At 70.3% G+C, this 18,051-nt stretch carries 19 protein-coding genes; 18 read left to right on the forward strand and 1 reads right to left on the reverse strand.

The annotated features are described in order from the left end of the window. Positions 1-14 precede the first annotated feature (14 nt). The 14 genes from plsX (at position 15) to ACOQPQ_RS00925 (ending at position 13,544) form a co-directional block, all read left to right on the forward strand. A complete protein-coding gene (plsX, locus tag ACOQPQ_RS00860) occupies positions 15-1,010 on the forward strand; it encodes a phosphate acyltransferase PlsX (RefSeq protein WP_420637555.1) in 996 nt (331 codons plus the stop codon). A 68-nt stretch (positions 1,011-1,078) separates the two neighbouring features. Further along, entirely contained in the window at positions 1,079-1,378 is a 300-nt protein-coding gene (locus tag ACOQPQ_RS00865) for a phosphopantetheine-binding protein (protein WP_420637556.1), read from the forward strand. A gap of 62 nt (positions 1,379-1,440) precedes the next feature. After that, positions 1,441-2,118, forward strand: coding sequence for a ribonuclease III (gene rnc / locus ACOQPQ_RS00870; protein ID WP_420637557.1), 678 nt, complete (start codon positions 1,441-1,443; stop codon positions 2,116-2,118). 21 nt (positions 2,119-2,139) lie between these two features. Continuing rightward, positions 2,140-2,985 (forward strand): Fpg/Nei family DNA glycosylase, encoded by an 846-nt coding sequence (locus tag ACOQPQ_RS00875; protein ID WP_420637558.1) that lies wholly within the window; start codon positions 2,140-2,142, stop codon positions 2,983-2,985. A gap of 70 nt (positions 2,986-3,055) precedes the next feature. After that, positions 3,056-6,544, forward strand: a complete 3,489-nt coding sequence (gene smc, locus ACOQPQ_RS00880) for a chromosome segregation protein SMC (protein ID WP_420637559.1) — start codon at positions 3,056-3,058, stop codon at positions 6,542-6,544. Between the two features lie 80 nt (positions 6,545-6,624). Continuing rightward, positions 6,625-7,923, forward strand: coding sequence for a S1C family serine protease (locus ACOQPQ_RS00885; protein ID WP_420637560.1), 1,299 nt, complete (start codon positions 6,625-6,627; stop codon positions 7,921-7,923). Continuing rightward, on the forward strand, positions 7,916-8,941 hold the full coding sequence (ftsY, locus tag ACOQPQ_RS00890) for a signal recognition particle-docking protein FtsY (RefSeq protein WP_420637561.1): 1,026 nt from the start codon (positions 7,916-7,918) through the stop codon (positions 8,939-8,941). Before ACOQPQ_RS00885 ends, ftsY begins: the two co-directional genes overlap by 8 nt. Positions 8,942-9,003: 62 nt before the next feature. Then, positions 9,004-10,434: a signal recognition particle protein gene (ffh, locus tag ACOQPQ_RS00895; RefSeq protein ID WP_420637562.1), complete on the forward strand. Its 1,431-nt coding sequence runs from the start codon at positions 9,004-9,006 to the stop codon at positions 10,432-10,434. A 74-nt stretch (positions 10,435-10,508) separates the two neighbouring features. Next, positions 10,509-11,018 (forward strand): 30S ribosomal protein S16, encoded by a 510-nt coding sequence (gene rpsP, locus ACOQPQ_RS00900; protein ID WP_420637563.1) that lies wholly within the window; start codon positions 10,509-10,511, stop codon positions 11,016-11,018. After that, the gene (locus ACOQPQ_RS00905; protein WP_420637564.1) at positions 11,015-11,374 is read left to right on the forward strand and encodes a KH domain-containing protein; all 360 of its coding nucleotides are present in this window, start codon (positions 11,015-11,017) and stop codon (positions 11,372-11,374) included. Before rpsP ends, ACOQPQ_RS00905 begins: the two co-directional genes overlap by 4 nt. Before the next feature lie 37 nt (positions 11,375-11,411). Next, positions 11,412-11,867, forward strand: coding sequence for a ribosome maturation factor RimM (gene rimM, locus ACOQPQ_RS00910; protein WP_420637565.1), 456 nt, complete (start codon positions 11,412-11,414; stop codon positions 11,865-11,867). A 28-nt stretch (positions 11,868-11,895) separates the two neighbouring features. After that, positions 11,896-12,621 (forward strand): tRNA (guanosine(37)-N1)-methyltransferase TrmD, encoded by a 726-nt coding sequence (gene trmD, locus ACOQPQ_RS00915; RefSeq protein WP_420637566.1) that lies wholly within the window; start codon positions 11,896-11,898, stop codon positions 12,619-12,621. A 105-nt stretch (positions 12,622-12,726) separates the two neighbouring features. After that, on the forward strand, positions 12,727-13,071 hold the full coding sequence (rplS, locus tag ACOQPQ_RS00920) for a 50S ribosomal protein L19 (RefSeq protein ID WP_420637567.1): 345 nt from the start codon (positions 12,727-12,729) through the stop codon (positions 13,069-13,071). A gap of 68 nt (positions 13,072-13,139) precedes the next feature. Continuing rightward, complete coding sequence (locus ACOQPQ_RS00925) at positions 13,140-13,544, forward strand: YraN family protein (protein WP_420637568.1); 405 nt, start codon at positions 13,140-13,142, stop codon at positions 13,542-13,544. A 30-nt stretch (positions 13,545-13,574) separates the two neighbouring features. On the opposite strand, the gene ACOQPQ_RS00930 is transcribed toward ACOQPQ_RS00925, so the two are convergent. Continuing rightward, complete coding sequence (locus tag ACOQPQ_RS00930) at positions 13,575-13,706, reverse strand: hypothetical protein (protein WP_420637569.1); 132 nt, start codon at positions 13,704-13,706, stop codon at positions 13,575-13,577. Here ACOQPQ_RS00930 and ACOQPQ_RS00935 point away from each other — a divergent pair. The 4 genes from ACOQPQ_RS00935 to ACOQPQ_RS00950 all read left to right on the forward strand — a co-directional run bounded on the left by ACOQPQ_RS00935 (position 13,706) and on the right by ACOQPQ_RS00950 (position 18,001). After that, on the forward strand, positions 13,706-14,137 hold the full coding sequence (locus ACOQPQ_RS00935; protein ID WP_420637570.1) for a c-type cytochrome: 432 nt from the start codon (positions 13,706-13,708) through the stop codon (positions 14,135-14,137). The genes ACOQPQ_RS00930 and ACOQPQ_RS00935 overlap by 1 nt on opposite strands. Before the next feature lie 125 nt (positions 14,138-14,262). Next, on the forward strand, positions 14,263-15,798 hold the full coding sequence (locus tag ACOQPQ_RS00940; RefSeq protein WP_420637571.1) for a YifB family Mg chelatase-like AAA ATPase: 1,536 nt from the start codon (positions 14,263-14,265) through the stop codon (positions 15,796-15,798). After that, positions 15,785-17,005, forward strand: a complete 1,221-nt coding sequence (gene dprA, locus ACOQPQ_RS00945; RefSeq protein WP_420637572.1) for a DNA-processing protein DprA — start codon at positions 15,785-15,787, stop codon at positions 17,003-17,005. Before ACOQPQ_RS00940 ends, dprA begins: the two co-directional genes overlap by 14 nt. Before the next feature lie 87 nt (positions 17,006-17,092). Further along, positions 17,093-18,001 (forward strand): tyrosine-type recombinase/integrase, encoded by a 909-nt coding sequence (locus tag ACOQPQ_RS00950; RefSeq protein ID WP_420637573.1) that lies wholly within the window; start codon positions 17,093-17,095, stop codon positions 17,999-18,001. The last annotated feature ends 50 nt before the right edge of the window (positions 18,002-18,051 follow it).

Raw genomic sequence — 18,051 nt, forward strand, 5'->3', positions numbered from 1 at the left:
TGGGAGGGCCGGCGTTGACCTCGCTTCCCGTTGCCGTGGACGCCATGGGGGGAGACGACGCCCCCTGGTCGGTGGTGGACGGCGCCCGCCTGGCCGTCGAGCGGGGCATACCCGTGGTGCTGGTGGGCCAACCGGAGCGGCTCGAGGCCGCCGACGGCTTCGAGGTGATTGCGGCGTCGCAGGTCATCGCCATGGGGGCCGACGCCGCCCAGAGCGTGCGCAAGATGAAGGACTCCTCAATGGTGCGGGCGGCCGAGGCGGTGCGCGACGGCCGGGCCTCGGCCATGGTCAGCGCCGGCAACACCGGCGCCGCCATGGCCGCATCCCTTCTGAGGATGGGCCGGATTCGCGGGGTGGCCCGGCCCGCCATCGCCGTCCCCATCATCGTGCCCGGCCGGGCGTGGCCCAACGTGTTGCTGGACGCCGGGGCCAACACCGAGTGCAACCCCGAGTGGCTGGTGCAATTCGCCCAAATGGGCGCGGTCTACTGCCGCGACCGGTGGGGGGTGGAGAAGCCCCGGGTGGGCCTGCTCTCCAACGGGGAGGAAGCGGGCAAGGGCTCCCCCCGGGTCAAAGAGACGTTCGAGCTGCTCGAGGACGAGGCGTGGCAGTCCCAGAGCGGGGCGGTGTTCGCGGGCAACGTGGAGGGCCGGGATCTGCTGGCCGACCTGGTGGATGTGATCGTCACCGACGGCTTCACCGGCAACGTGGCCCTCAAGACCGCCGAAGGGGTGGCCAAACAGCTCATCAGGGCGTTGCTGGCCGCCTTCGACTCCTCGCCCGACGCCCGGCGGGGGGCGGAGCTTCTGGCCCCGGCGTTGGCCCCGTTGTACGACGAGTTCAGCCCGGATTCGGTGGGGGGCGCCATCTTGTTGGGGGTGGACGGGGTGAGCATCATCAGCCACGGGGCCTCGTCGCCCACGGCGGTGGCCAACGCCATTCAGGTGGCCCATGACCTGGCCCAACGGGGCACCGTGGGCTCCTTGCGGCGGATTCTGTCGTCCGGGTAGGAGTTCCGGGCCCGCCGCCGACCGGCGTATACTGCACAGCGCCCATTGCGAACCGCCCCGGAGACGCCGTGCCATCGGAAACCCATGTCGAACAAAGCCCGCTGGATCGGGACGGGGTGCTGGCCCTGGTCCGCGAGTGCCTGGCCGACATCCTGGAAATCTCACCCGATCGAATCACCGAAGGCCAGGCCTTTGCCGACGACCTGGACGCCGATTCCCTGGCGCTCATCGAGTTGGTGGAGACCCTGGAGGAGGAGTTGAGCGAGCGGACGGTCGGCTTCAGCATCGACGACGAGGATCTGGAGGATCTGAAGACGGTGCGGGACGCGGTTGACTATGTCCACGGCCGTCTGAGCCGAAGCTCCTGACTTCGGCACCGGATCTCGACGCGCTGGCCGACCGCCTCGGCTATCGCTTCATCCAGCCCAGCTTGCTGGACAATGCCCTGACCCATCGCTCCTGGTGTGCCGAACATCCGGGGAGCTCGTCCAACGAGCGCCTGGAGTTTCTGGGCGACGCCGTGGTGGCGTTGGTGGTCACCAACTGCATCTACGAGGCCTTCCCGGACATGGCCGAGGGCGAGTTGGCCCCGCTGCGGGCCGAGGTGGTGCGGGCCGAAGCACTGGCCGGCCTCGCCCAGGAGTTGCAACTCGGGGCCGCGCTGCGCCTCGGTCGCGGCGAGGAGCACGCCGGGGGGCGCGAGAAGCAGTCGATCCTCTCCGACGCCATGGAGGCGGTGATCGGGGCGATCTACCTGGACGCTCCCTGGGAGGTGGTGGTGGAGGTGGTCGAAGGGTGGCTGGCCGACCGCATTGACGCCGCCGCCCAGAGCCCCGGTGTCCGTGACTACAAGACCCGCCTGCAGGAATACTGTGCCCGCCACGGTCGGGGCGCCCCCGACTACCGCCTCTTCGACGAGGGTCCCGACCACGCCAAGCACTTCCTGGCGGTCGTGCATCTCGACGGCCAGGAGCGGGGGCGGGGCGAGGGCCGCTCCAAGAAGCAGGCCGAGCAGGCCGCGGCGGCCGCTGCCTGGGAAACCCTCGACCCGGTCGGGTGCGGCGATGCCGACCGGGCTGCGCCCGTGCCCGCCGAGGCAGCCCCATGACCCCCGAAGAGGAGTGACCCGATGATCGCACTGCCGGAAGTGGAAACCATCCGCCGGGACTTGGACCGGGAGGTCTCCGGTCTTCGCATCAAGACGGTGGAGGTGATGGACGCCGGGCTGGCCCGGCGACTGGGCGGCAGAAAGAAGCTGAGCGCCCGACTGGAGAAGGCGAAGATCACCAACGTGCGTCGGCGGGGCCTGTACTTGATCCTGAACCTGGACACCGACGACGTGCTGGTCGCCCACCTGGGGACGGGCGGGCGGTTGCGCCGCCACGCCAACCGCGACGCGGTGGAACCCAACACCGTGATGTCGATGACGTTCACCAAGAGCGGGCAGCTTCGGTTGGTGGACGGGGCCGAGGACGCCACCCTGTGGTTGGCCAACGCCGAGAAATTGGTGGATGCCGTGCCCGAACTCGAGGTCATGGGCATCGATCCCCTGGATCAGCCGGTGCCGTGGCGGATGTTCGGCGAGCGGCTCCTGGCCCAGGACGCCAAGCTGAAGGCCATATTGACCGACGACAGCGTGGTCGTCGGCCTCGGGGAGATGTACTCCGACGAGATTCTCTTTGCCGCCGGCCTGCGGTTCGACCGGCTGCCCAGCTCGCTGGGGCCCCAGGAGGTGCGGCGGCTGCACCGGGCCATGGTGGAAACGCTGCACGACGCGGCCAAGCATCGGGGAGCCACCCTGGCCGACGGCCACTACGTCGACGTCCACGGTGAGCCGGGGGGCTACGAGGAGTACATCAACGTGTACAAGCAGGCGGGCAAGAGCGGGCGTCCCTGTCCCCGGTGCCACCGTCCCATCCAGAGCTACCGCTTCCGCCGTCGGTTCACCTACTACTGCGAGCAGTGCCAGATTTGAGGGTCGCCCGAGTCGCGAAATCGCTCTGAGTTCCACATGTTCGGGCTCCCCGCTGGGTAGGGTCGCAGGCGTGTTCTTGAAGGCGCTGACGCTCAAGGGGTTCAAGTCCTTCGCCGATTCCACCTCGCTGGTGTTCGAGCCGGGGGTCACCGTCATCGTGGGGCCCAACGGCAGCGGCAAGTCCAACGTGGTGGACGCGGTGGCCTGGGCTCTCGGGGCCCAGGCGCCCACCTCGGTGCGCTCGGCCAAGATGGACGACGTGATCTTCGCCGGGACGACCGCCCGGGCGGGTTTGGGCCGGGCCGAGGTGTCGCTGGTGATCGACAACGCCGCCCGATTGCTGCCCCTGGAGTTCGAAGAGGTCACCATTACCCGTACCCTGTTCCGCAGCGGGGACAGCACCTACGCCATCAACGGCGTGCCCTGTCGACTGCTCGACATCCAGGAACTGCTGAGCGACTCCGGGGTGGGCCGCCAACAGCACGTGATCATCTCCCAGCGCCAGATCGAGGGGGTGCTGAGCGCCCGACCCGAGGACCGGCGGGCCATCATCGAAGAAGCGGCCGGCGTGTTGAAGTACCGCCGCCGCAAGGAGAAGTCCGAGCGCCGGTTGACCGCGACGGAGGCCAACCTGGCCCGCCTTTCCGACGTGGTGCGGGAGATGCGCCGGCAGTTGCGGCCCTTGGAGCGCCAAGCCGAAGCGGCCCGACGCCACGGCGGGCTGGTGGCCGAGTTGACCAGCCTGCGGCGCTTCCTGGCCGGCCAGGAGATCGCCAAGCTGCGTGAGCGGATCGGCCGGCTCACCCAGGGGCAGGCCGCCGACCGCCGGGAAATGCGCGAGCTGGGGTTGCGGGCCGAGGCGCTGGATCGGGATCTGGCCGCCGCCCAAGCCCAGCTCACCGCCGCGGACGGCACCGACCTCGGCGACGCGCTGGTGCGCTTCGAGGGCCTCAATGAGCGTCTGAAGGGGCTGGAGGCGTTGCTGTTGGAACGCCGCCTTCGGTTGGAGCACGACCGGGCTGCGGGGGTGGACGAGAACGTGGTGGCCACGCTGGAGGCCGAGTCCGACCGGCTGAGTCGGGAATTGGGCGACGTGGAGGCCTCCATCGAGGGGTTGTCCCCCGACGCCGCCGCCCTGGGAGACGCCGAGCACCAGTTGGAGCAGCTCCGCCTCTCGTTCGCCGAGCAGTGGGGTGACGAGGACGAGCCCGTGGCCACCTCCGACGGGTCTCGGATTCGCGGCGAGCTGCGGGCCTTGGAAGCCTCGCTGGAGCGAGATCAGGTGGAATCGTCGCGCCTGGCCGGGGAACTGGCGGCGTTGGAGGGGCGTCGGCGGGATTTGGTTGCCGAGTTGGAGCGATGCTGGGCGAAGGTCGGCGACGCCGAGGCGGCCCTGCAGTCGCGCCAGGGCGACCACCAAGAGGCACAACGGGTGGTGGAGTCGGCCCGGTCGGCCAGTCAAAAAGCCCGGGAGGCTCGCGCCGCCGCCCACGCCGAACGGCAGGCGTGGGAGGCGCGGCGCGAGGCGTTGCTGTTGGCCCTGGACGAGGCCCGGGATCGGTCCGGCGCCCAGCGTCTGGCCGGTGTCGAGGGGGTGGTGGGCACCCTGCTCGAGGTGGTCGACATCGATCGGGGATGGGAGGCCGCCTTCGAGGCTGCGGCCGGGGAGGCCGTGGCCGCGGTGGTGGCCACCGACACCAAAGTGGCCATGCGGGCCATCGCCACCCTGGAGGCCGACCAGGCCGGTGGCGCCGTGCTGGCCCTGGGCCGACCGGGCGTGCCGCCGCGGGCCCCGGCGGTGGGCGTGCCCCTCCGGGACCACGTGCGCTCCTCGCTCAACGGTGTCGACCAGTTGCTGGACGCCCTGGTGGGCCACGTCGGGGTGGTGGAGGTCAGCACCGAAGCGGCCGCCGCAGCCATTGCCGATCCCACCGCGGTGGTGGTCACCCGTCGGGGCGACCGGTTCTCCCCGTCGGGCTGGCGGGTGGGCGTCCGAAACTCCGCCGCCACCAAGGGCATGTTGGAGGAGGCCGAGCAGGCCTCGGCGCGGGCGTCCGAGGAGGTGGACGCCGCCGAACGGGCGTCGGCCGAGGCCGCTCGTCGCCTTGAGGAGGCCGAACGCACCGAGGACCAGGCCCGCCGGGACGTCGCGGTTCTGGCCGAGGCGTTGGCCGCGGTCCAGGCCCGGGCCGCCGCGGTGGAGCGGGAACTGCGCGACGCCGAGGTGGGGATCGCCGCCTCCGGCCCCCGAGTGCAGGAGCTGGAAGACCGCCTCGCCGAGGATCGCCGCCGCGAGGCGGTGTTGCGCCGGGAACTGCCCGCCCACGAAGCCGAAGAGGCCGACCAGCAGGCCCGCTCCGAGGCCAGGCGTCGGGCCCGCGACGAGCTCTCCCAGAAGTCGCAGGCCGTGGCCGGGCGCCGATCGGACTTTCAGGTGCGATCGGCGGGCTTGGAGGAGCGCCGCCGACTCCTGGGGGCCCAGCGGGACGAGATCGAGCGCCGGCTGGGCCAAATGACCCAGGCCCGGGCCGAGGCCGCCTCCCGACGACAATCGCTCGACGTTCGCCTGGCCCTGGTGGACGAGCTGATCGAGTTGGTTGCCCGGCGGGGTGAGGAGGTGGGCGGACGGCTCGCCGAGCTGCGTCGTCGCCGGGACCAGGAGTCCCAGGCCGCTCGGGCGGCCGCCCAGCGGCTGGAGGACCTGCGCCGCCAGCGGCAGGAGGCCGAAACCCGGCTCGGCCAGTGCCGGGAGCGGGACCGCAACGCCGAGTTGGAGCTGGCCGAGGCCAACATCCGTCTGGAAGCCGAAGTGGACCGCTGCCGCCGGGAACTGGACTGCGAGCCCGCCGAGGCGGTCGCGGTGGAGTGCCCCCCGTTGGAGGCGGGTACCACTCCGGCGGAGCGGATCCGGGCGTTGGAGCAGGAACTGCGCATCATGGGGCCGGTGAACCCCCTGGCCCTCCAGGAGTACGAAGCCCTGTTGGAGCGCCACGAGTTCACCCAAGGTCAAATCGACGACATCCGCCAGAGCCGTCGGGAACTGCGCAAGGTGATCCGCCGGATCGACCAGGAGATCGTGGCGGTCTTCTCCTCGGCCTACGCCGACGTGGCCCGCAACTTCGAGGAACTGTTTCAGACCCTGTTCCCCGGCGGCGAGGGCAAGTTGCGGCTCACCCAGTCCGATGCCCTGTTGGACACCGGGGTGGAGATCGAGGCCCGTCCGTCGGGCAAGAACATTCGCCGCCTCAGCCTGCTGTCGGGCGGGGAGCGTTCGCTGACCGCCCTGGCCTTCCTGTTCGCCGTGTTCCGCAGTCGCCCCTCGCCGTTCTACGTGATGGACGAGGTGGAGGCCGCCCTGGACGACGTCAACCTGCACCGGTTCCTTCAGCTCATCGAGGAGTTTCGGGCCGAGGCCCAATTGCTGATCGTCAGCCACCAAAAGCGCACCATGGAGGCCGCCGACTGCCTGTACGGCGTGTCGATGAAACCGGGCGAGAGTTCGAAGGTGCTTTCCGAAAAAGTGGTGGTAGCCTCGAAGTCCAAGGTACTTGTCGGATAATTCGAGAGGACTTGATCCGAGAGGACTCGTCGGTCCCTCGTCGGATTGCCGTCGCAAACACTGAGGACACACCACCAGCGATGAACAGCGGGCCCGAAGATCCCCGGTCGGAGTGGGATCCCCTGGGGTGGGAAATGGAAGAGCCGGACGGGCCGTCCAACAGCCTGCCGGTGCCCCTCGTGGCCGAGGTGGTGACCTGGACGCCGCCGGACGATCCTCCTCCCCCGCCCCGCTCCCCGGCGTTGGGGATGCTGGTGGCTTCGGTGCTCCTGGCCGTGGTGGGGCTGGTGGGCATCGGGATCGGCGTGGGCAGCGTGTTCTTCAACCAGGACACCCCGGCCCCCGAGGTGGTGGTGGTCACCCCGCCGCAGTTGGCCGTCGCCCCCGCCGATGAGCCGGCCGGCGACGTTCAACCACCACCGGCGGCCGCCGCCCCCAGTCCGGTTCCCCCCGGCGACCCCACACCGGCCGCGGACCCGGTGGTGGAGGTGGCTCGGGCGGTCATTCCTTCGGTGGTCCTCATCGAGGTGGGACCACGCGGTCAGGGCTCCGGGATCATCTACGACGAATCGGGACTCATCTTGACCAACGCCCACGTGGTGGGCACCGCCGACGAGGTGACCGTGCAATTTGCCGACGGGACCCGAGCCGAGGGCGAGGTGGTGGGCTCGGCCGTGGCCAGCGACGTGGCCCTGGTGCGGGCCGACACCGACCTCGACCTCACGCCCGCCACCTTCGCCGATCGATCCACGGTGGAGGTCGGGCAGTTGGCGGTGGCCGTGGGCAGCCCGTTCGGATTGGACCAATCGGTGACGTCGGGGGTGGTCAGCGCGGTGCGTCGGGCCATCTCCGGGGGAGGCAGCGATCGGGCCATCGTGGAGATGATCCAAACCGATGCCCCCATCAACCCCGGCAACTCGGGAGGGGCCCTGGCCAACCGCTCCGGTCAGGTCATCGGCATGAACACCCTGATCCAGACCGACGGCTCATTCGGCAACATCGGGTTGGGCTTCGCCATCCCGTCCGACATCGCCTTGAATTTCGCCGAGCGCATCCTGACCGGGGCCAGCACGGAATTCGGGTACCTGGGCGTGTGGGGGGCCGACCCCGACGTGGGCCGACCTGGGGCCTTGGTCCTGCAGGTGGTGCCGGGTACCCCGGCGGACCGGGCCGGGTTGCGAGAAGGCGACCTGATCATCCACATCGACGACGAAGAGGTGTCCACGTTCACCGAGCTGGCCGCCAAGATCCAATTCCGGGTTCCCGGAACCGAGGCGGAGCTCGAACTGCTGCGCGACGGCGAACTCGTGACCCTCACCATCGTCGTCGGTGATCGTCCCTCGGTCGAAGAACTCGAAGCCCCGCCCGACGATGGCTAGAAGGTGGCGAAGGCGATCCGACGAGTCATCACCTGACGAGACGCCACCGCCCGAGACGGCGCCGGACGAGACGGCGCCGGTCGAAGCGGCACCTCGGGAGGCAGCGCCCGAGGAGTCGTCCCCCGAACGGGGCGGCTTGCGGGCCAAGCTGGCCGGTGCACGGGGAGCGTTCTCCTCGTTCTTGAGCTCGGTGACCGCCCGGGGGGTGGACGACGCCACCTGGGAGGAGCTGGAGGAGGCCCTCATACTGGCCGACGCCGGGGTGGGCACCGCCACCGCGCTGTTGGACCGCCTCAAGGCCGAAGCCGCCGAGCGCAAGATCACCGATCCCGAAGCCCTGGTGGAGCTGCTGAAGGACCATATGGTCGCGAGCCTGACCTGCGGCGACCTGGAGCTGCGCGACGGCGGGAACCCCGCGGTGTGGCTGTTCGTGGGGGTGAACGGCGTGGGCAAGACCACCACCATCGGCAAGTTGGCCGCTCGGGAGGCCCGCAGCGGTCGCCGGGTCATCCTGGCCGCCGGGGACACCTTTCGGGCCGCAGCCGTCGAGCAACTGGGCCAGTGGGCCGACCGGTCGGGGGCCGAGTTGGTGCAGGGCGCCACCAACGCCGACCCCAGTTCGGTGATCTACGACGCCATCGAGCACGCCTCGGCCACCGGTGTGCCCCTGGTGATGGCCGACACTGCCGGACGGCTGCACACTCGCACGAATCTCATGGAGGAGCTGGCCAAGATCCACCGGGTGGCGGGCAAAGGGCCGGGCACGGTGACCGAGGTGCTGCTGGTGATCGACGCCGTCACCGGCCAGAACGGCCTGGCGCAGGCCCGCAAGTTCACCGAGTCGGCCGAGCTGACCGGGGTGGTGCTGACCAAGCTGGACGGCTCGGCCAAGGGGGGCATCGTTCTGGCCGTGCAACACGAACTGGGCATCCCGGTGAAGCTGGTGGGGGTGGGGGAGGGCATCGACGACCTGGTGCCCTTCGACGCCCGCGACTTCGTCGACGCCCTGTTGTCGTGACGGCGCCCGTCCACCGCGCCGCTTCTGCCGTCCACCACGAGGACCACTAGGTTGAGGGGCTGATGTTCGACGCGTTGAGCAACCGGTTCGAGGGGATCTTCAAGCGCCTCCGGGGCCTGGGCACCCTCAAAGAGGGCGATGTGGACGAGGTGCTGGGGGAGATTCGCCTGGCCCTGCTGGAAGCCGACGTGAATCTCCAGGTGGTCCGGGTATTCCTGGACCGGATCCGCGACCGGTGTGTGGGCGCCGAGATCCACCGGGCGCTCAACCCCGTCCAGCAGGTGATCAAGTTCGTACACGAGGAGCTGATCGCCATCTTGGGTGGTGAGGCCCTGGAGATCACCCATCCGGCCAAGCCCCCGACCGTGGTGCTGTTGGCCGGATTGCAGGGGTCGGGCAAGACCACCAACGCGGCCAAGCTGGCCTCCTGGTTCAAGCAGCAGGGCCGCAACCCCCTGTTGGTGGGGGCCGACCTGCAGCGTCCCGCCGCCGTCGAGCAGCTCCGTACCCTGGGCGCCGCCATCGAGGTGCCGGTGTTCAGCGAGCCTTCCAACCCGGTGAAGACGGCCCGACGGGGAGTGGCCGAGGCCAAGGCCACCAACCGCGACGTAGTGATCTGCGACACCGCCGGTCGCCTGGCCATCGACGAGGAGATGATGGCCGAGGTCGAGAAGATCTCGGGCGCCATCCAGCCCCACTACACCCTGCTGGTGGTGGACGCCATGACCGGCCAGGACGCGGTGACCGTGGCCGAGTCGTTCCACGCCTCCCTGGAACTCGACGGGGTGATCCTCACCAAGGTGGACGGCGACGCTCGGGGAGGCGCCGCCTTGTCGGTGAAGGAGGTGGTGGGTCGGCCCATCGCCTTCTCCTCCACCGGGGAGAAGATCGACGAGTTCGAGGTGTTCCATCCCGACCGGGTGGCCAACCGCATCCTGGGGATGGGCGATGTGCTCACCCTGATCGAGAAGGCCGAGCAGGTCTACGAGGAGGCCGAGGCCGAGGCGGCCGCCGCCAAGCTCCTGGAGGGGGAGTTCACCCTGGAGGACTTCCTGGAGCAAATGCGCCAGCTCAAGAAGATGGGCTCGCTGCAGAACCTGGTGGGGATGCTCCCCGGTATGCCGCCCGAGGTGCGCAAGGCCGAAATCGAGGACGAGAAGATCACCCAGATCGAGGCCATCATCTGTTCGATGACCCCCGACGAGCGGGCTCAGCCCCGCCTCATCGACGGCTCCCGCCGTCAGCGGATTGCCGCCGGTTCCGGTACCCGTCCCTCGGAGGTTTCCCAGCTCCTTCGGCAGTTCGGCGACGTGCAGCGGATGATGAAGCGCATGGGGGGCAAGAGTTCGGGGCCCGCCCGCAAGAAGCCCAAGAAGGGCCGCAAGGGGAGTCGGGTGACCCCACCCGGCAGTCAGAACAAGCGCCCGGGCAAGCCCAAGCTGACCCTGCCCGGATTGGAAGACGGGCAGTTCGATCTCTCCTCGCTGAGGTAGCCCCTGACGGCGGATTGCCGGTAGAGTTTTCCCATTCCGGCGGTCGGCGCCGGTTGTTGCCTGGATGGGCACTGATGAAGGGCCGCTGGGTCCTGGACGACGGAAGGGCTGACCGGCTCGTGGCAGTAAGACTCCGGCTGATGCGGATGGGCAAGAAGAAGCAGCCCACCTACCGCGTGGTGGCCGCCGATTCCCGCAAGGCTCGCAACGGCCGCTTCATCGAGGTCGTGGGTACCTACAATCCCCGCCAGGAGCCGTCCCTGGTGGAGATCGACAACGAGCGGGCCCTGCACTGGCTGCGCCACGGTGCCCAACCCAGCGAGCGGGTGCAGAAGCTGCTGGTGATTTCCGGTGCGTGGGCCGAGTTCACCGGCGACGAGGCCCCGGCCACCAAGGCCGACCAGCCTCCCCCGGTGGTGACCACCGCCGCCTCGGTTACCGAAGCCGACGCTTCCGAGGCGGAGGCGGACACCGGTGAGGCTGGCGACGCCGAGGCCGAAGCCGGAGAGGGCGCCGAGGCCGACGCCCCGGATGGCGAGGCCGCCGAGGCCGAGGCCGAGACCGTTGGAGGCAGGGCATCATGAGCGACACCGACTTCGACACCGACGACGACCAATTCGAGGACGACGACTACAACCACGACGACGACCTCGCCGATGACGACCTCCACGACGATGACGACGACATCAACACCATCGAGGTTCCGACCGCTCGCAACGTGCTGGAGTACCTGGTCAAGGCCCTGGTGGAGCACCCCGACGGTGTCGACATCGAGGTCGTCGAGCGGCGGGGCTCGGTCACCCTGGAGGTGACGGTGGCCGAAGGCGACATGGGGCGGGTGATCGGTCGGCGGGGACGGGTGGCCAACTCCATCCGAGCCGTCGTGCGGGCCGCGGCCAGCAAAGATGGCAGTTCCGTCGACGTCGAGTTTGTCGACTGACCCACCGGGGGTGTCGGGCGCACCCCAATGGCTCGAGGTGGGCCGCATTGATCGGGCCCACGGCATTCGGGGGGAGACGGTGGTCACCCTGTGGACCAACCGCGTCGAGCGGCTGGACCCCGGTTCCGAGCTGACCACCGATGCCGGTCCGCTCACCGTGGCCGACGCCCGGGCCTTCCAACAGCGCTGGCTCGTGCGGTTCGCCGGGATCGGGGATCGCGACGCGGCGGAGGCCCTGCGAGGCCGGGTGCTGCGGGCCGAGCCGGTGTTCGACCCCGACGAGCTGTGGGTACACGAGCTGATCGGCAAGGCGGTGTGCGAGGTCGACGGCACGCAGCGGGGTCGGGTGGATTCGGTGCAGTCGAACCCGGCCAGCGATCTGTTGGTCCTGGATTCAGGGGCCCTGGTGCCCCTCACCTTCCTGGTCGACCAGACCGCAGACCACCTGGTGATCGACGGGCCTGCGGGCCTGTTCGACGCCGACGGCGGTTAGGTACCCACCGTCGCAACAGGGGCTCGGGGTGCGCATCGACGTCTTCACCATCTTCCCGTCGATGTTCACCGCGGTGACGGAGTTCGGCGTGATCGGCCGTGCGGTGGAGCAGGGTCGCCTGGCGGTGCGGGTTCACGATCTGCGGGCCGCCGCCGGCGATCCTCACCGGTCGGTGGACGATGCCCCGTTCGGGGGTGGGGCCGGGATGGTGATGATGCCCGAGCCGCTGTTCCGGGCGGTGGAACAGGCCGATCCGCCCCGCCCCTTGTACCTGTTGGGGCCCGTCGGTCGGGTCTTCGACCAGAACGTGGCCCGGGAGCTGGTGGCGGGCGACGGCTTCTCGCTGTTGTGCGGTCGCTACGAGGGGGTGGATCAACGGGTGCGGGACCACCTGGTGGACGGCGAACTCTCCCTGGGCGACTTCGTGATGGCCGGTGGGGAGGTGGCGGCCATGGCCGTCATCGAGACGGTGGGGCGGCTGGTGCCCGGCGTGTTGGGCAACGAGCTGTCGGTGGCCGACGAATCCTTCAGCCATCACGGTCTGTTGGAGTATCCCCACTACACCCGGCCGGCCGAGTTCCGGGGCCATTCGGTACCCGAGGTGCTGCGGTCGGGTCACCACGCCCGGGTGGACCGGTGGCGCCGGGCCCAGTCCCTGGCCCGAACGGCGGCCCTGCGCCCCGACCTCATGGCCGCCCGGGGCGGGCTGAGCGACGACGACCGTGCCCTCCTCCAAGAGTTCGGCCTCGACTGAGCGGGCCGGGTAAACTCTCCCGTCGCGCCCCCTTGCCGGAGTTGGGCGCGTTCCTCCCGGCAGACCTTCCCGGCAGACGGCGTAACGAGCAACAAGAGGCGTGACATGAACCCCACCGACATCGTTGATCGCGACACCCAGCGCACCGACATCCCCGAGTTCCGAGCCGGCGACGCGGTCAAGGTGCACGTCCGGGTGGTGGAGGGCAACCGGGAGCGGGTCCAGGTGTTCGAGGGAGTGGTCATCCGCCGCCAGGGCAGCGGCATCCGGGAGACCTTCACCGTCCGCAAGGTGAGCTTCGGCGTGGGCGTGGAGCGCACCTTCCCGGTGCATTCCCCGATCATCGCCAAGGTGGAGGTCGGTGCCCGGGGCGATGTCCGCCGGGCCAAGCTCTACTACCTGCGCGACCGCGTCGGCCGCGCCGCCCGGGTAAAGGAAAAGCGCTTCTAGCCGTCCTTCGCCCGGCGCATCGGCCGGGCCCGCGACCAACTGTCACCCCTCGCTCCTAGGGTCGGGGCATGACGCAGCAACGGGAAGCGAAGCGGCTGTCCCCCGGCGGGCACGCCGCCAACGAGCAAGCCTGGGACCGGCAGGCGTTGGGACGATGGGGGGAGGATCGGGTGGCCCGGTGGTACCGACGCCAGGGGTTCCGGGTGCTCGACCGCAATTGGCGGAGTGGCCGGGGGGAGCTGGACGTCATCGTGCAACAGGGGTCGTTGGTGGTGGTGTGCGAGGTCAAGACCCGGACGTCGCTGGCCTACGGCCGACCGGCCGAGGCGGTGGGCTATCAGAAGCAGCAGCGCATTCGCCGTCTGGCCGCTCAGTGGCTGTCCGAGCACGAGCGCTCGGGGGCCGTGCAACTGCGCTTCGACGTGGCCGAGGTGCTGGGCCGCAAGATCCGGGTCATCGAATCGGCCTTCTGACTCGGCTGAGCTAGTGGTGGCTGCCGATGGTCAGCCCAGGAGGGCCCACAGGAGCAACCCGAGGCACACCAGCAGGCCGACGGCCACGTACCAGTAGTCGAACGGGGAGCGCCGCTGCTGTCGGGTGGGATCAAAGCCGATGCCCCAGTATCGTCGCCTCAATGGCCGACGGAGAAGCCCAGTTCGCGATGGCGTCGGCGGTGGGGGCTGGTTCCCGAACCGGGGGCCAGCGGCCGTTGGTCATGGTGGCCGCCTGGTGGTTGGCGGTCGTCCTGGGCGCGAGCCTGGCCGCGGGTTGCGGCTCGGGGGATTCCCCAGAAGTGGCCGCGGGCCCGGAGGGCACCCCTGACCCGGTGCTGGTGGCCGGGCGCGAGGTGTTCATCGACCGGTGTGCGTCGTGCCACGGGGCCGGTGGTGGCGGGACGGGCGACGGACCGGGGCTGGACGCCGATCGACTCCGGGAGAAGTACGCCGCTCACGACGAGTTGGCCGCGGTGGTGGCCGAGGGCCGAAACCGGATGCCGGGGTTTGCCGGTTTGCTGACCGCCGACGAGATCGCCGCCGTTCTTCGCTACGTCAACGAGGTGCTCTGACGGAGTAGTCCGGGACTCGGGGTTCCATGTGTCACCCCACCTCGCTAGAGTCCGAACACGCCTGTGATCAGCGAATAGGGATCACCCCCCCACCACGAGGCATCGCCCTCGAGAAGGCAGCGATCGTGCTGGCCGCCATCCCTGCTTCCGTCCTTTCCGGCATCACCGGTCACCCGGTGTACGTGGAGGTTCACGTGTCCACCGGCCTGCCCGCCTTCACCGTGGTCGGCCTGCCCGACGCCGCTTGTCGAGAGGCGCGCGACCGGGTTCGGGCCGCTCTGGTGTCCAGCCAGGTCACCTGGCCTCCCGGGCGCATCACCGTCAACCTGGCGCCCTCGGGCATCCGCAAGGAGGGTCCGGGGCTCGATCTGGCCATCGCCCTGGGCATCCTGGTGGCCGACAACCAGCTCGAGGCCCCCCTGGTGGACGACATGGCCTTCCTGGCCGAACTGGGCCTCGACGGTCGGCTCCGAGCCGTGCCCGGCATCCTGCCCCAAGTGCGGTGTCTGGACACCAACACGGTGGTGGTCGCCCCCGAGAGTGCTCCGGAGGCCGCGTTGGCCAATGGTCCGGTGGTCCGAGCCCCGGCCACGCTGCAGGAGTTGATCGACGCCCTCAAGGGCAACCAGGAGTGGCCCGACGTGCCCCCGTCGGTGGCGGCCAATCTCCCGGAGACCGCCGCCGACCTGGCCGACGTGAAGGGCCAGCACATGGCCCGATTGGGCTTGGAGGTGGCCGCCGCCGGTGGCCATCACCTGTTGTTGATCGGCCCGCCCGGCGCGGGCAAGACCATGCTGGCCCGGCGACTCCCCGGGCTGTTGCCCGCGTTGGACGAGGCCACCGCCGTCGAGGCCACCATGGTGCATTCGGCCGCCGGGTTGGGCTTGCCTGCGTCGGGTTTGATCCGTCGGGCCCCGTGGCAGGCGCCGCACAACTCGGCCTCGATGATCGCCCTGGTGGGAGGAGGGAGCCGAGCGGTGCGGCCGGGGGCCATCAGTTGCGCCCACGGTGGGGTGTTGTTCCTCGACGAGATGGGAGAGTTCGCGCCCCAGGCCCTGGAGGCGTTGCGCCAGCCCTTGGAGGAAGGGGTGATCCGGGTACACCGGGCCACGGCGGCCGCCTCCTTTCCCGCCCGGTTTCTCCTGGTGGGGGCCATGAACCCGTGCCCGTGCGGCGAGCTCGGGCAGCCGGGGATGTGCCGATGCACACCGTTGGCCCGGTTGCGCTACGCCCGAAGGCTGAGCGGCCCCTTGCTGGACCGCTTCGACCTGCGAATTCACGTGGGGCGGCCCGAGGTCAGCGACCTGTTCGATCCGGCGCCGGGGGAGTCCTCGGCCGCGGTCCGGGATCGGGTGGACCGGGCTCGGGCGGCAGCCTGCCGACGGGAGGTGGTCTGCAACAGCGAGCTTCCCGACGACGCGCTGGATGAGTTCGCTCCGCTGGACCCCGAGGCCAAGCACCTCCTGAGCCACGCCATCGCCGAAGGCCGCCTCACGGCCCGCGGGTTCCAGCGGGTCCGCCGGGTGGCCCTCACCCTGGCCGACCTGGCCGGCCAGGATCCTCCCCTGACCGGAGGCATCGTGGCCCAAGCGCTCTTCTTGCGCACCGAACCGGTGACCGTTGCCCACGATCCCTGGAGCCGCGCCGATGTCCCGGTATGAGCGTGCGTTCAGCGAGAAGCCGGCCGCCCCGGCAGCCGATCCGGAGCAGGTGGCCTTGGGATTCGCGAGCACGTGCGGGCAGCCCGTCGGCGCCCCAGAAGCACCCGAGTTGCCCATGGAGGCGTGGTTGGCGGCGTTGGCGTCGTTGCCCGCGGTCGGGCCGACCCGACTGCGGGGCCTTTTGGCCCTGGGCGCCCCCGCTGCGGTCTGGGCCGACCTGCAGGGTCCGCCGACGCCCGGCCTGATTCGCCTGGCGGGCCGCCACGAGCTGTACCGGGAGTGGCAGACCACGGCTGCGGGCCTCGACGTGGCCCGGCTGTGGGAGCGGCACCGGGAACTCGGGGTCGGGGTGGCGGCGCTGGGCACGGTGGGGTACCCGTCGGCTTTGTCCGGCGACGTGGATCCCCCGGCGGTGGTGTTTCACCAAGGAGATCCCCAGGCGGTCCACGGCCCGCGGGTGGCCATTGTCGGCACCCGGCGGTGTACCCGCTACGGCAGCGATGTCGCTTTTGAACTGGGCCGCGACCTGGCCTCGGCCGGAGTGGGCGTGGTGTCGGGATTGGCGCTGGGCATCGACGCCGCCGCTCACGCGGGTACTCTGGAGGCCCGAGCCGCCGGGCCCATCGCGGTGGTTGGCAACGGCCTCGACATGGTGTACCCCAAGCGCAACCGGGCCCTGTGGCGGGCGGTGGCCGAGCACGGCGTGATCCTGGGAGAAGCCCCGCTGGGCTCGGCCCCCGAGCGGTGGCGCTTTCCCGCGCGCAACCGCATCATTGCCGCACTGGCCGACGTCGTAGTGGTGGTGGAGACCCATGCCACCGGCGGGTCGATGCACACCGTGGCCGAGGCGGCGGCCCGGGATCGACCGGTGCTGGTCGTGCCCGGACCGGTGCGCAGTTCGGCATCCAAGGGTTGCCTGGAGCTTCTGGCCGACGGTTGCGCGCCCTGTGGCGACGCCTCCGATGTGCTGTTGGCCCTGGGCATGTCCGGCGCCGAGTCCGCCCCGACGGACGTCCGCCCGGAGCCCGACGTCATCGGCCTGCAGGTGCTGGAGGCGCTGGGATGGCAACCCGCCGATGCCGAACAGATCAGGGAGCGCACCGGTCTGACCATGGTCGAGGTGGCCGGCGCCCTGGAACGGCTCCGGGTGGACGGCTGGGTGGCCGTCACCGGCCGTTGGATCGAGCGAGTGGGCATTTCCCCTTGACGGGCTGGACTCGCAGGTGATTCACGGGGGCCGACCGGGGTGGGCATTCCCCGGTGAGCGACCGCGTGGCCTCTACCCTGGGAGGTGATGGGGTGGGATCTGGAGGACTTTGCCGCCTCGACCGCGTCGGTCAACCCCGACACCTCGGCCATGTACTGCCGGGAGGTGGAGGCGTTTGCCCAATGGCTGGCCCGCCGTCTCAGCGGCCCGGAGGGACCGGCCTCGCCCGCACCGGAACCGGCCGACGTGGATCTCCGATTGGTGCGCCGCTACCTGGCCCATCTGAGCACCGAGGGCTACGCCCGCAAGACGGTGGCCCGCAAGGCCTCGTCGCTGCGCCGTTACTTCCGTTGGGCGGAACGAACCGGTCGGGTGGCGGCCGACCCCACCGTGGGCGCGGTCACCCCGGTCCGCGGGCGTCGCTTGCCGCGGGTACTGCGGGCCGAGGAGTTGGAGACGCTCTTGGACACCCCACGACCGGTGGTGGCCGACGACAGCCGGGCTCGCCGCCAACGCGACGATGCGGTACTGGAGTTGCTCTACGGCAGCGGCCTTCGGGTCAGCGAGGTGTGCGCCATTCGACTGGGGGACGTGGACTTGGGGCGCCGACGCCTAACGGTGAGCGGCAAGGGGGCCAAGCAGCGTCTGGTGCCGTTGAGCGAACCGGCGGCCGACGCCCTGGCCGGATGGCTGGCCCACGGTCGTGGCGAGATGGCCGATCCGTCCTGTGCCGGCGACGCCGTGTTCGTGAACCTGCGGGGCCGACCCCTGAACACCCAGGCGGTGCGCAGGCTGGTGGATCGCCGGGCCGCCACCAAGACCAACCCCCACGCGCTGCGCCACACGTTCGCCACCCACCTGCTGGACGGGGGGGCCGACCTGCGGCACGTGCAGGACGTCCTCGGACACGCCGACCTGGCGTCCACCCAGATCTACACCCACGTCAGTCGAGATCGGCTCCGCCGGGTCATCCAGGACACCCACCCTCGGGCGTGACCGGCGGCGACCCCGCCTCCCGCAATCCCAAGACCGGGCGGTAGGCTGAG

Origin of the sequence: Candidatus Poriferisocius sp. (assembly GCF_965219775.1) — a bacterium.
In the GTDB taxonomy this organism is placed as follows: Bacteria; Actinomycetota; Acidimicrobiia; order Acidimicrobiales; family Bin134; genus Poriferisocius.

Coding starts and splice junctions, on each gene's coding strand:
- ACOQPQ_RS00875 (WP_420637558.1), top strand. CDS start 2,140: ATGATCGCACTGCCGGAAGTGGAAACCATCCGCCGGGACTTGGACCGG.
- ACOQPQ_RS00885 (WP_420637560.1), top strand. CDS start 6,625: ATGAACAGCGGGCCCGAAGATCCCCGGTCGGAGTGGGATCCCCTGGGG.
- ftsY (WP_420637561.1), top strand. CDS start 7,916: ATGGCTAGAAGGTGGCGAAGGCGATCCGACGAGTCATCACCTGACGAG.
- ffh (WP_420637562.1), top strand. CDS start 9,004: ATGTTCGACGCGTTGAGCAACCGGTTCGAGGGGATCTTCAAGCGCCTC.
- rpsP (WP_420637563.1), top strand. CDS start 10,509: ATGAAGGGCCGCTGGGTCCTGGACGACGGAAGGGCTGACCGGCTCGTG.
- ACOQPQ_RS00905 (WP_420637564.1), top strand. CDS start 11,015: ATGAGCGACACCGACTTCGACACCGACGACGACCAATTCGAGGACGAC.
- rplS (WP_420637567.1), top strand. CDS start 12,727: ATGAACCCCACCGACATCGTTGATCGCGACACCCAGCGCACCGACATC.
- ACOQPQ_RS00925 (WP_420637568.1), top strand. CDS start 13,140: ATGACGCAGCAACGGGAAGCGAAGCGGCTGTCCCCCGGCGGGCACGCC.
- ACOQPQ_RS00935 (WP_420637570.1), top strand. CDS start 13,706: ATGGCCGACGGAGAAGCCCAGTTCGCGATGGCGTCGGCGGTGGGGGCT.
- dprA (WP_420637572.1), top strand. CDS start 15,785: ATGTCCCGGTATGAGCGTGCGTTCAGCGAGAAGCCGGCCGCCCCGGCA.
- ACOQPQ_RS00950 (WP_420637573.1), top strand. CDS start 17,093: ATGGGGTGGGATCTGGAGGACTTTGCCGCCTCGACCGCGTCGGTCAAC.